The organism is Synechococcus sp. MU1642, from assembly GCF_020514115.1.
In the GTDB taxonomy this organism is placed as follows: Bacteria; Cyanobacteriota; Cyanobacteriia; order PCC-6307; family Cyanobiaceae; genus Parasynechococcus.
Map to the genome: position 1 here is coordinate 121,288 of NZ_VTKZ01000002.1, position 12,383 is coordinate 133,670.

The following is a 12,383-nucleotide window of genomic DNA, read 5'->3' on the forward strand; positions in this document are numbered from 1 at the left end:
TAATGCGATCAAGTCGCCGATAATTGGTAAATGCAAAATGACGTCAAACTGGTTGCAGCATTCCTAGCCCTTAATGCTGGCGTGATTTCATTAGTTGTCGCTGGCTATCTCAAAGGCAGTATGAATATTGGCGCCGTCCTTCAACACTTAGCCCAATAAATTTTTTCGTTTCGTATTTCACCAGCCCTCGTCCTAACCCCTGCCGCTTGAGTTGAAATACGGATGACCAGCTCCTCTCCTTTGAACCAAACTGGACATGTCGAAGTCGGAGGCGTCCAATGCGTGACGACAGTCCAACTGAGCAAGGTCTAGAAGCTGCCTGACTGGCCTGACTAGCCATACAGCCAGACGCTTCGTTCAGCTTCAAAGAACGCCAACAAGGAAGGCCATCCCTTTGCAGGGGTGGCCTTCCTTTTTGTCCGTTGCCCTGATGCACCTCTTGAGAGGCCAACCACCCCTTGGTTAGACATCACGCCAATCAGTGAGGTTGATAACAGAACAAGATTGACGATCATGGAACTATTCAGAAACGCGATGGACCACAGGTCACGACGCGAAATTCACGCATAACCGAGAGAACAGCATGAGTAGACGAGGAATCCATCCACTTCTTTGAGCTCTTGATCGGTCTCAACAGGTGGCACCCTTAAGACGTGCTGTACCGCTTTCTGGTCTGGAATCGGCACAACGAAAACGGTATCTGCGCTCGGAAACTGAAGAGACCGAAGCGTTCCAACAAAAGGACAGTCATCGCTCATCCACGTGAGACCACGTAGCCCCGCAAGCGCTTATTTGATTCGTCCTGGGGCTCAGAGAGGTTTGAGATCACAGCCCAGGGTGATTGGCGTGAGGGAGAAAGCATGTGGTCCTCAATCCACCTCAGTGATGGGGGGGGGGAGTCCGTTAGGCCTCGATCCCCTTGTGGCGGCCGCTTTCGCTGCCAGACCCATATCTCCACCTTGCAGTCCATTCACAGCTGCAGTTATGCAGCTCAACAATCTCTTCCTCTGCTCGAGAACAGGCTTCACAGGCTGAACCTGCAAAACATCCCTGGAATGTTGAATCTGGGTAAACGAATCAATCCCTCATCTAGAGAATTGAATCGAGGTGAAAAAATGATTGCTATTAATACAACACAAAATCACAAAATTAGGACTGGATGCATCCAGTCACAGATCGAACTTAAGTAGACAGGTTTTCCTTCATCCGGGAATGCAGAATAACTGCACGAGACCAACTACTCCGTCATGAAAATTATTCTTTAGGGACTTATTGCTGGTGTCGTGTCGATCACAGCTTTGAATGAACCAGACCCAATCAAAAAGAAATATCCTAGGGCAAAAACTTGTTATCAGAATCAATACGTTTAGACGTACTATCTCGGCACCTGGGATAAGCCTAGGCATGTCAGCAGTCGAGAGAAAAAGGTGAAACTACCCTGCCCCAAGAGCTTGCATTTCCATGGGCACAAAAGCCATAAACACCAGGAGGAGAATCGCACCAACAACCATCCCGCCCATCAACCGACACTTGAAGCGGAAGAACCGTTGTCGTGGATCCTGCGGATGAGGACAGCAATTCTTGTTTGGGAGGAACTGTCGCTGGCGATGTTCTTGCTGGAACCTTAGAAGGCGTCCTCGCCAAAAAAGACAACTGATCTGGTCGATTCCTACCGGGGCTGTTAGCGGCGCCCTTGTCGGATGTCAGATCGATAGCGGGTGAGCACCTCTCGAGTGCACACAGAAAGCTGTTCAGAAAAACCAGCCGTAGCTATGCAAACCAATGCCCAGCAAATTCACCCCGATGTAGCAAACAGCGATCACCAAAAGGCCAACCACAGCAACAAGAGCGGGGCGTCGACCCTGCCAACCGCGACTGAGGCGAGTGTGCAGATAAGCGGCATACACCAGCCAGCAGATCAAGGCCCAAGTTTCCTTGGGATCCCAGCTCCAGTAACTGCCCCAGGCTTCATTAGCCCAAACAGCACCACTCACGATGCCCACGGTGAGCATCAGGAACCCAACCGTAATCGTGCGGTAACTGAGACTGTCGAGTTGTTCATTTGTACTCAGTTGAACCGATTGCAGCTGAACAGAACCAGCATTGGCAATCGAGGCGGCCTGACGAAACCCGCCACTGCCAATGGAGCTGCTCCGGAGTTCCAGGGATTGGCCGCGATCCGTGACCAACACCGCCAAGGAGAGCAGCGATCCCACCAGCAAGGCGGCATAACTCACCATGATCACGCTCACATGCATGACCAACCAGCTGGAGCGCAGGGCAGGAACCAGAGGAGCCGCTGACTGCAATTGATCAGGAAGGGCAAAGCTTGCGAAGGCAATGCAACCAAGGCCCATCGGAGTGGCCGCTGCCGCCACGATGGGGGAAGGCCAGGCCCGTTCCACTAGCAACTGGGTGAGGGTGCAAGCCCAGGCAAGAAAGCAGAGTGATTCGTAGAGGTTGCTGATCGGGAAGTGGCCGGATTGCCACCAGCGCAAAATCAGCTGAGCTGTGAACAGCAGGTTGGCGACTGCCACCAGCAGGCGGACCAAGCCAGCACGGGACTGGCTGGAAACCGCCCAGAAGGCCAGCGGCAGGGCCAGCAGCAGCAACACAAAACCAGCAAATCCAAGACTGATGACCAGCTCAAAAGGCGTGTTCAGCACACCATTCCCCGAAGACATGGCAATTCTGCCTTGGCCAATCAGCGACTGGCCTGTTTCAGCAACAGACCACCAGCGCCTAGAAACAACATCACAGGAAGCCAAGCCGCCAGGATCGGTGGCATGGTTCCCTTGACTCCCAGGGAACTGAAGCTGAAACCAATCACGTAGTAGACAGCGATGATCCCGAGGGTGAGCACAAACGAGAAGCTTCTGCTGCTTCTGTAACTGGGCTGAGCGCCGAGGGTAGCTCCAAACAAGCCAAACACCAGACAGGCCATCGGAACCGTGAACTTCTCCTGGATCCGCACACGGATTTTGCGGGCTTCCTTGATGCTGCCAGCCTCTTCATACAGGCTCTGAGCATGCAAGGCTTCAGCAACAGTCATGTTGACGGCATCGCTCTCAATCCCCGCCAAGCGCAGCGGCCCAGAGCCAAGTGGATAGACGTAACGATCGAAATCGGCTTTGGTTGAGCTGCCGTTGGTGGCCAAGGTCAGAATATGGCCATCTAGAAAATTCCAGCTGGCTTGACCCTCATTCCAAATGGCTCGATCTGCACGCAACATCTGGGTTAGACCGGGTCGGCTGAAATCCAGAACCGTCACATCCAGCATTTGGCCGTTCTGGAATTTGCGGGAATAAAACAGTTGAAGGAGGCCTTTGTCGCCCTTTTCACCATCTGAACCAATACGTCTTCCAAAGCGGGGATAAATGACATCGCGCCCTGTCTCACTGGCCAGTGAACGCCCCAATGACCGCTTGAGGGTGACCTCTGCATAGCGTTGGCTGCGGGGCACCACAACATCGTTGAGGACAAAGGTGAACAGGGTCATCGCCATTGAAAGGGCGAGGGCCGCACTGATCATCCGCTTCGTGGTGATTCCGAGACTTCGTAGGGCTGTTATTTCGTTGTTTGCTGAAAGACGGGTGAACACAAACAGCGAGGCCATAAGTGTTCCAATCGGCATAGAGAAGGCCAGCCAACGCGGAATGCTGAACAACAGCACCTGAACCGCGATCGTGATCGGCAGGTTCTTGTCAACCATCTGCCGCACCAGTTCAAACATCACGCCGCCCGTAAGCAGCAGCAGCGTGAAGAGGGCAATGAAGAACAGCAGTGGACCCAGTAGCTCCTTCAGCAACCAGCGATCAAGCAGATCCAGCCTCATCCAGGTGGTGCGTTTGAGACGATCCAAAATCACAGTTGGAATCCCTCCCCGAGGTAGTAACGACGCACCTGTGGATCAGCCGCTACCTCATCAGAGCGTCCTGATGCCAACACAGCTCCAGCATTGAGGATGTAAGCGCGATCGGTTATGGCCAGGGTTTCGCGGACGTTGTGATCGGTGATCAGGATCCCCATGCCCCGGGAGCGCAACTCCTCGATCAACAGCTGAAGATCTGCCACCGCAAGAGGATCGATGCCGGCGAAGGGTTCATCCAAAAGCAAATAGGTGGGTCCTTTTGCACCTGAAGCCATCGCCCGGGCCACCTCACAACGGCGACGTTCGCCCCCGGAGAGTTGAAAGCCACGGCGGTTGATGAACTCGGTGAGGTGAAAGTCCTCAATCAGCTGCTGGCGCCGATCCCGGTGCTGCTCGGGACTGAGATCGGTCTGTTCAAGAGCGATATCCAGGTTTTCTCGCACCGTGAGATTGCGAAAAACACTTGCTTCCTGGGGCAAATAACCCACCCCACGCCGTGCGCGTTCAGGCATTGGCAGATAAGTGACCCGCTCGCCGTTCATGGTCACCTCGCCGTGATCAGGGGACAGCAAACCAATCACCAGGTTGAAGGTGGTGGTTTTACCGGCTCCATTGGGACCCAACAGTCCGACCACCTCGCCGGGGGAAAGCCTCAGATTCAAGCCCTTCACCAAACGACGGCCGCCAAGGGTGATGGAAACGTTAGAAAGCTCCAGAGTCATGGGGCCTCCAGGTTGATGGCAGGAGCACCCTCCACCACAGCCTGGCTGGGCTGGAGCGTCCATTGACTAAACACCTGCTGCCCAGGGAGGGGGATGGCGACGGCCCGCTCTTCCTCAAGCAAGTAGATGAAGCGATCCGCACGGAGCAGGTTGCCATCGGCCTGGATCACATCCACATCACCACTCAGCACAATCCGGTCTTCCTCCGTGAAGTACTGGGCCTGTCGGCTGGTAGCAACCAAACCACGGCCGGCATGCACCACGCGAACATTGCCGCTGGCGGTGATCACACCAGTGCTGTTGTCGGCCGCTTGCAGATCGGACTCAATCGTGATGACACCTGCATCAGCAGTTTGCTGAGCCTGGACCGCATCCAGAGGGCAAATGGCGGCCAGAAGTGGCAGAGCTAAAAGAAGGCCCCCGGAGCGGAGCATCGCTTTACCTGCCACGCAATTTGCTCGAGTTCGTTGAGATTACCGGCGCTTCAGCACATGCACTCAAGAACAGGGACAGTGCATGACTCGGGATCCCCATCCTGCTGAAGGGCTTCAAGCCGTTGTTGCGTCGCTTGGCAGAGAGCATCAAGGTCGAGACCCAGATCAGGAGTTCCTGGACGTTTCAGACGTCCAAGGGCTTCGCCAAAAAGAATCGTGGCACCACGATGGTTGCCCCGTTGCAGATGCAGCTGGGCAACCGCCACTTGAAGGATTCCCTGCAGGCTTCGCCGCTCCGGATCAGCCGTTTCATGCCAGAGCTCTTCAAACAGATCGTGGGCGGCGTACCACTCACCGGCATTGAAAAGCTCCACGCCCTCCTGAAAGCGGGGATCAGCCTGGGGCATCAGCGCTTGGACTTGGCCGGCTTCTTGCCGGGAAGTTTGCGCAAACGAATCGACTCGGGGGTTACTTCAAGCATCTCGTCTGGACCGATGTATTCCAGAGCCCGCTCAAGGGTCATCTGAATGGGTGCTTGCAACGTATCCAGTTCCTCAGCACCCGCGGAACGCATGTTGGTGAGCTGCTTGGTCTTGCAGACGTTGATCTCAAGATCCTGGGGCCGGTTGTATTCCCCGATGATCATGCCCTTGTAGACCTTGGTGCCCGGGCTGATGAAGAACTGGCCACGGTCCTCGGCGTTCTTGAGGGCATAGAAGGTGGCCGTGCCTTCTTCGAAGGCTATAAGCACACCGTTCCGGCGGGTGTCGAATTCACCCATCATCGGTCGGTATTCATAGAAGGAGTGGCTCATGATTCCTTCGCCTCGGGTGGCTCGGATGAACTCACCCCGGAAACCGATCAGACCGCGGGAGGGAACGATGAACTCCAGCTGGGTGCGTCCATCAGCACTGGTTTCCATGTTCTGCATCTCACCTTTACGGGTGCCAAGTTTTTCGATGCAGCTGCCGACCGCTGGCTCAGGGACATCCATCACGAGGGTTTCAACCGGCTCGCAAGGCGTGCCATCAATGGTGCGGTAGATCACCTGAGGCTGGGAAACCTGGAACTCATAGCCCTCGCGGCGCATGGTCTCGATGAGGATGCCAAGGTGCAGCTCACCGCGGCCACTCACAGCAAAGCGGTCTGGTGAATCGGTGTCTTCGACACGCAGAGCCACGTTGGTGAGCAATTCACGCTGCAGGCGGTCACGCACCTGGCGGCTGGTGACGAACTTTCCTTCCTTGCCTGCAAACGGGGAGTCGTTGACGACGAAGGTCATCTGCAGGGTGGGCTCATCCACCTTGATCAACGGCAGAGCGGTGGGCTCATCGGGGCAGGCGATGGTTTCGCCGATGTTGACGTCGTCAAAGCCAGCCACAGCCACCAGATCACCGGCGGAAGCCTCTTCGATCTCGACGCGCTGGAGACCCTCGAAGCCCAGCAACTTGCTGATGCGGCCCTTCTTGACACTGCCGTCGTCCTTTATCAGCGCAGCGTTTTGACCCTGTTTAATTTTTCCGTTGTGAACGCGGCCAATGATGATCCGACCAAGGAAGTCGGAATAGTCAAGGGTGGTGATTTGCAGCTGGAGGGGCTTCTCCGGATCACCAACCGGGGGCGGAACGTGGCGCAGGATCGCGTCGAACAGAGGACGCATGTTGTCGCTATCAGTCTTCATGTCGGGCTTGGCGAAGCCCCCAAGACCGCTGCCGAACAAGTAAGGGAAATCGCACTGATCGTCGTCAGCGCCGAGTTCGATGAACAGATCGAGCACCTTGTCGACAGCGGTCTCGGGATCCACCCGAGAACGGTCGATCTTGTTGACGAACACGATCGGACGCAGGCCCTGCTCGAGGGCCTTCTTCAGCACAAAGCGGGTCTGGGGCATCGGCCCCTCATTGGCATCCACGATCAGCAGACAACCGTCAACCATGCCCAGCACCCGCTCCACTTCACCACCGAAATCGGCGTGACCCGGAGTGTCAACGATGTTGATCCGGGTGTCGTTGTAGGTGACCGCCGTGTTCTTCGACAGGATCGTGATGCCCCGTTCACGCTCCAGGTCGTTGGAGTCCATCACACAAGTGGGGACGGCCTCGTTGTCGCGGAAAATTCCTGACTGCGCCAACAGTGAATCGACCAAAGTCGTCTTGCCGTGGTCAACGTGGGCGATGATCGCGATGTTGCGGATCGCCTTGTTGTTGGCGCTCATGCGGGTTGACCGTAAGTATTTGTGAAGAACGCCAAAGGCGCAGTGCGACAGGTTATCTCAACGTGAGAATCGACTGGTGCGCTCCGGACCAGTTCTGCGCAGGCTGCCGCGGGTGACGCCGAGCTGGTGGTGAATCTGCTCCTGGGACCAAACGTCCTGGGTGGCCATCCGACCCGCCAGAGCTTCGGAATAAAGGCTGACGCGCCGACGCGTCGCAGCGGCATCTTCATCGAGAAGTTCAAGCCGAATCCTGCGTACGCCCGCCCGCAGCAGCGACGGAAGCGCCTCAACGCCCGATTGCGCCGTCCCATTGAAGAGGGTGTTGCGACAACCCAGATCAGCGCGCAGGGGATGTTCAACCCCGCTGCGATCCCGAAGGGTGACGTGGTGCTTCTCACAGGGACGACCGCAATCGGTGTGGTCCTTGCCGTCCGAGAGGAACGCACAGAACAGGCAATGCTCCATGTGGAACAACGGCATGTGCTGATGCAGGGTGACTTCCAGCAGCGCTGGATCAACGGCGGCGACCAAATCCAGAAGTTGCTGAAGGTTCAGGTCGTAACTGGCCGTAAGTCGCTGCAGATTCCAGTGGTCGCGATACCAGTGGAAACTCAGAGGGTTGGCGGTATTGAGGGAAAAGTCGCCAATGCAGGGGGCCAGCGACGTCAGCACCTCCAGCTGATCGGGATTTCGAACCAGGAAGCCATCGGGGCGGGCGCGAATCAGAGGCTCAAGAGTCCAGCGTTCATCGGGCCGTGTGATCCGTGCCCCGGCCAACCAAACACCTTCCGGCCAGCAGCCTCGACCGATAGACACCGCTTCACGCAGCTCCCGGGGCTGCTCGAGATCCGCCACCACCGAGCGAATCGGCAGGCCCGTGCTTGAGAGATCCACCAAGGCCTGCAACTGATCCAGGCTGCGGACCAGCACCACCAAGCCTGGCTTGGTCTCACTGAGGTGAGCATCCGCTGGGGGGCACATCTGGGCCAATAGCTCTATTGGGTCTGCCGTTTTGGGAAGTACAGGGCCAGGGACTGAATCGGTGCTGTCATCCAGCGAGGCCTCCAATTGCTCCAGCAGGGCCCTGCGCATGCGGTTGAGTTCCGCCACGGGCAGAAAAAGATCGCCCTCCAGCTGGACCTCCAGATGCTGAAGCGACCAGCCGGTTCCCCCCAGGCGTCCCAATTGCTCCTCAAGCCGTTCCCGATCCAGCGAGCGCTGCGTAGCGTTCTGCAGCGGCATGGTGCTGTTGACCTGAAGATCCACCCCCTGGGGTGCCAGCAAGTGCAGCTCAAGCGGTGCATCCAACCGACCGGACACCCGCAGTACTAGATCCCGAGAGCGCGCCTCCACTCTGCGGCGGGCAGCACGCTGCCAACGTGACTGCCATTCAGGGTCACTGGTGAGCCAGACCGAAGCGCCAGGTCTCAAACCAGAGCAATCGACTCGCTCGGGCCCAAGACGCAGCTTCCAGCGTTCGTCGCCCATCCGCTCACACACCATGATCCGACCACCAATCTCCCGAGGCGGGTGCAGGGGGTCAGACGAAATCTGTTCCAGGACAAGACCCTGACCGGGTTGCAGCTGTTCCCGGCTGCGCAGATGCAACCAACCACCCCGTTCCACCCGTAGCAACTGCCCCAGCAGCGGGCCCCGCTTCTTGCTCCAGCGGCCATGCACCAGACGGCGATGGTTCACCCCTTCCAGCCAACCGGTGGACAGACCTCGGGAAAATGCCAACTCAAGCTGGCGTTGCACCTGCGGCGCCGAGACAGTGATCTGATCCAGTCGATGCCGATAGGCGTCGGTAACAGCGGCCACGTAAGCAGCGTCCTTCAGGCGCCCTTCGATCTTGAGGCTGGCCACGCCGATGCGCTGCAATTCCGGCAGCAGCTCCCAGGCCGCCAGATCCTGGGGCGAGAGGAGGTAGCGCTGGTCTTCAAGGGAGTGGGGTTGACCATCCACCACCATTTCGTAGGGCAGGCGACAGGCCTGGGCACATTCACCTCGATTGGCACTGCGCTGTCCGAGGGATTCACTGGTCAGGCATTGACCGGAATAGGCAACGCATAGGGCGCCGTGCACGAACACCTCCAATGGCATCGCAAGGTGCCGCTGGACCAGTTGTGTCTGCAGGCGCTCAAGATCACGCAGGGCCAGCTCTCGGGCCAGCACCACCCGCTGACAACCGAGCGCAGCTGCCTGGGCAATACCCGCTGCACTGGTAATCGACATCTGGGTTGAGCCGTGCAAACAGAGGCTGGGCACCAGCCGCTGGGCCAAGCGACAGAGCCCCACGTCCTGGACAATCACCGCATCCACCCCCGCCTGGTCTGCAGCGATCAGCAATTGAGCCGCTGCCTGTAATTCATCGCTAAACACCAACACGTTGACGGTGAGGAAGCCTTTGACCCCCCGCTGATGCAGCCACTGCATCACCTCAGGCAGGTCATCCAGTCGGAAATTCTCAGCCCGCTGACGAGCGTTGAAGGCATCAACACCGAAATACACCGCATCGGCACCCGAGGCGGCGGCAGCCTTCATCGCAGCCCAGTCGCCGGCTGGAGATAACAGTTCGGGGACATTCAAGGGTCGCGCCTAGAGAACCGACTGGCCGGCTCAAACAAACGCAGTGCATCCGCATTGCCCTGGTAGCGCCAATGCCAGGGTTCGTACATCACGCCCTGTTTGTTGCCCTCAGGGAAAGACAACACGAAGTGATATCGGGCCGCGTGATCTTGCAGCCAGCGAAATGCTTCGGTGTCTTGAAAGCTCTGGGAGAGGTTGGTCTCAGGGAAACGGCCATCGCCGAGATCAACGGCATAACCAGTGCTGTGCTCGGAGTACCCCGGTGGAGCCGACACCTGGGCACGCTCTTCAGCTGTCTGGTTCCGTTCAGAGGCCACGTCAAAAAAGATGGATTCCTGAAGGGCTAGAGAGCGGAACCCACTGAGCAGACGGAGATCGACCCCGTAAGCCGAAGCGGACCTCATCATCGTGTCGAGGGCGTCTGCTGCCTCCACATTCAGCTCAATCCCCGGTTCAAACACAATGAGTTGATCGGCCTCTGCTTCGCTGTAAGGAAAGTGGCCAAGAAGACGGCCATCAGCGTCGGGACGTTCCCGAAAACCTGAAATCTCGAGGCTTTGCATGGGCTGACGACGGGAGAGCAAAGTGGGAAGCACCATCACCGCAGCCAGGCTTCCTGCGCAGACGAGAACCAGCCCGAACAACAAACCAGCAGCGGAATTTCCCTTGCGTTGACGAGGCTGTCGTGTTCGACGGGCGACCGGAATATCCTCCCGCTCAGTGCGTCGCGCAGAGGAGGCCCGAACCAAAGCGCTAATGCGTGTTGTTTCGATCGTAAAGGCAGTGGCCAGTTCGACCCACAATGGTTGTTGTGACAGTGATAGCTTCAAAAAACAATCCAGCGGAGACGGGCTGAGATGTTGCGAGTTGCGGTGATCGGTGGCGGCCCTAGTGGCTCCTGTGCTGCCGAAATTCTGGCCAAGGCAGGAATTGAGACTTGGCTGTTCGAGCGCAAACTCGACAACGCCAAACCGTGTGGTGGGGCCATCCCGCTTTGCATGGTTGAAGAGTTCGACCTTCCTGACGAAATCATCGACCGCAAGGTCCGCAACATGAAGATGATTTCCCCCTCCAACAGGGAGGTGGACATCAAGCTCGACCCCCTCGGCTACGACGAAAACGCCTACATCGGCATGTGCCGTCGTGAGGTGTTCGATGCATTCCTGCGCAACAGGGCAGCAGATCTGGGCACAACCCTGATCAATGGCCTGGTGCAGAAAATCGACACCGGCACCGACCGTCAGGGCCCTTACACCATCCATTACGCCGACTACAGCGGCGGTGGCCCCACCGGTGAGCCGAAGACCCTGGCCGTTGACCTGATCATCGGTGCCGATGGCGCAAACTCACGGGTGGCGAAAGCGATGGACGCCGGGGATTACAACGTTGCCATCGCCTTCCAGGAACGGATCAAGCTTCCTGCTGAAGAGATGACCTATTACGAAGATCTGGCAGAGATGTACGTCGGAACGGACGTCTCACCTGACTTCTATGCATGGGTGTTCCCCAAATATGACCACGTAGCGGTGGGAACGGGAACCATGCAGCAGAACCAGAGCCTGATCAAGGGTCTGCAGAAGGGCATCCGCGAGCGGGCCAACAAGCGTCTGTTCCAGGGTGAAGTGATTAAGGTGGAGGCGCATCCGATTCCTGAGCACCCCCGTCCGCGCAGGGTCGTGGGTCGTATGGCGCTTGTGGGTGATGCAGCGGGCTATGTAACCAAGAGCTCCGGTGAAGGCATTTATTTCGCTGCCAAAAGCGGACGGATGTGTGCCGAAGCGCTCGTTGAAATCTCCAACAACGGTGCTTCCATTCCCACCGAAAAACAGATCAAGTCGACTTACCTCAAGCGCTGGGATCGTAAGTACGGTGCCACCTATGTGGTGCTCGACATTCTCCAGCGAATCTTCTACCGCAACGACGCTGCCCGGGAAGCCTTCGTAGAGATGTGCGACGACAAGGACGTGCAGAAGCTGACCTTCGACAGCTACCTGTACAAGCGGGTGGTGATGATGAACCCCTGGCAGCAGATCAAGCTCACCCTCCGCACCCTGGGCAGCCTGATCAGAGGAGAGGCCCTGGCTCCATCCGATTACAACCCTGTTCCTTCGGCTGTTGGTCGTTCAGACGGCGATTTCCTTGCGGAGGAAGCAGCCCAGCAGATCAAGGCCCAGGCCGGAGAGTCCAAGGGGCCCAACTCCAAGGGTTCCGAGTCGAAGGAAAAGGCCGGCGTCTCCTGACGGAGGCCGGCCCACAACATCGCTGAAGCTGCTGGTTAGTTGCGAGGCTCCATCGCTTTGCCAGAGGCATCCTTGATTTGCTCAATCCCTCGCTCAAGGTTCTTGGCGGAGGATCTTTCTTTCTTGACCGTCGACCATATGTTGATGGCGTAAACAGCGGCAGCAGCAAAGATCACCGCCGCAATGTCGGTTCCCAGACCATTGCCACCTTGGCGGATCAGCACAGGCTGCTGGATGTTTTTGTCTCTTGATCAGGCAGTCCGGCTGAATGGACTGGCCACTGCTTAACCGCAAAGGTCAGCGGTGACATTT

At 57.4% G+C, this 12,383-nt stretch carries 10 protein-coding genes; 1 reads left to right on the forward strand and 9 read right to left on the reverse strand.

Annotation, left to right across the window (positions count from 1 at the left end; translation table 11 throughout):
* Nucleotides 1-1,751: 1,751 nt before the first annotated feature.
* From ccsB to FZZ85_RS03320, 8 genes are read right to left on the reverse strand one after another with little or no spacing between them, the layout of a single operon-like run.
* Nucleotides 1,752-2,666 carry a c-type cytochrome biogenesis protein CcsB gene (ccsB, locus tag FZZ85_RS03285; protein ID WP_226412481.1) on the reverse strand — a complete coding sequence of 305 codons (915 nt, stop codon included), beginning with the start codon at nucleotides 2,664-2,666 and terminating at the stop codon, nucleotides 1,752-1,754.
* Between the two features lie 38 nt (nucleotides 2,667-2,704).
* Nucleotides 2,705-3,835 (reverse strand): LptF/LptG family permease, encoded by a 1,131-nt coding sequence (locus FZZ85_RS03290; protein ID WP_226412199.1) that lies wholly within the window; start codon nucleotides 3,833-3,835, stop codon nucleotides 2,705-2,707.
* A 29-nt stretch (nucleotides 3,836-3,864) separates the two neighbouring features.
* Entirely contained in the window at nucleotides 3,865-4,593 is a 729-nt protein-coding gene (gene lptB, locus FZZ85_RS03295; RefSeq protein ID WP_226412201.1) for an LPS export ABC transporter ATP-binding protein, read from the reverse strand.
* A complete protein-coding gene (locus tag FZZ85_RS03300; RefSeq protein ID WP_226412203.1) occupies nucleotides 4,590-5,027 on the reverse strand; it encodes a hypothetical protein in 438 nt (145 codons plus the stop codon). The genes lptB and FZZ85_RS03300 overlap by 4 nt, the downstream gene beginning before the upstream one ends.
* A 50-nt stretch (nucleotides 5,028-5,077) precedes the next feature.
* On the reverse strand, nucleotides 5,078-5,434 hold the full coding sequence (locus tag FZZ85_RS03305; protein ID WP_226412205.1) for a DUF309 domain-containing protein: 357 nt from the start codon (nucleotides 5,432-5,434) through the stop codon (nucleotides 5,078-5,080).
* Nucleotides 5,434-7,242 carry a translational GTPase TypA gene (gene typA, locus FZZ85_RS03310; protein WP_226412207.1) on the reverse strand — a complete coding sequence of 603 codons (1,809 nt, stop codon included), beginning with the start codon at nucleotides 7,240-7,242 and terminating at the stop codon, nucleotides 5,434-5,436. Before typA ends, FZZ85_RS03305 begins: the two co-directional genes overlap by 1 nt.
* 57 nt (nucleotides 7,243-7,299) lie before the next feature.
* Complete coding sequence (locus tag FZZ85_RS03315) at nucleotides 7,300-9,831, reverse strand: U32 family peptidase (protein WP_226412209.1); 2,532 nt, start codon at nucleotides 9,829-9,831, stop codon at nucleotides 7,300-7,302.
* On the reverse strand, nucleotides 9,828-10,580 hold the full coding sequence (locus FZZ85_RS03320; protein ID WP_226412211.1) for a M15 family metallopeptidase: 753 nt from the start codon (nucleotides 10,578-10,580) through the stop codon (nucleotides 9,828-9,830). The genes FZZ85_RS03315 and FZZ85_RS03320 overlap by 4 nt, the downstream gene beginning before the upstream one ends.
* Before the next feature lie 108 nt (nucleotides 10,581-10,688).
* Here FZZ85_RS03320 and chlP point away from each other — a divergent pair, with 108 nt between their 5' ends.
* Nucleotides 10,689-12,071, forward strand: a complete 1,383-nt coding sequence (gene chlP, locus FZZ85_RS03325; protein ID WP_226412213.1) for a geranylgeranyl reductase — start codon at nucleotides 10,689-10,691, stop codon at nucleotides 12,069-12,071.
* A gap of 35 nt (nucleotides 12,072-12,106) precedes the next feature.
* Here chlP and FZZ85_RS03330 read toward each other — a convergent pair whose 3' ends face one another.
* Nucleotides 12,107-12,295 carry a hypothetical protein gene (locus FZZ85_RS03330; protein WP_226412215.1) on the reverse strand — a complete coding sequence of 63 codons (189 nt, stop codon included), beginning with the start codon at nucleotides 12,293-12,295 and terminating at the stop codon, nucleotides 12,107-12,109.
* Between the last annotated feature and the right edge of the window lie 88 nt (nucleotides 12,296-12,383).

What these genes read in the sequence shown, in the direction of transcription:
- chlP (WP_226412213.1), top strand. Translation starts at nt 10,689, where the DNA reads ATGTTGCGAGTTGCGGTGATCGGTGGCGGCCCTAGTGGCTCCTGTGCT.
- FZZ85_RS03305 (WP_226412205.1), bottom strand. Translation starts at nt 5,434, where the DNA reads ATGCCCCAGGCTGATCCCCGCTTTCAGGAGGGCGTGGAGCTTTTCAAT.
- FZZ85_RS03290 (WP_226412199.1), bottom strand. Translation starts at nt 3,835, where the DNA reads ATGAGGCTGGATCTGCTTGATCGCTGGTTGCTGAAGGAGCTACTGGGT.
- FZZ85_RS03300 (WP_226412203.1), bottom strand. Translation starts at nt 5,027, where the DNA reads ATGCTCCGCTCCGGGGGCCTTCTTTTAGCTCTGCCACTTCTGGCCGCC.
- typA (WP_226412207.1), bottom strand. Translation starts at nt 7,242, where the DNA reads ATGAGCGCCAACAACAAGGCGATCCGCAACATCGCGATCATCGCCCAC.
- lptB (WP_226412201.1), bottom strand. Translation starts at nt 4,593, where the DNA reads ATGACTCTGGAGCTTTCTAACGTTTCCATCACCCTTGGCGGCCGTCGT.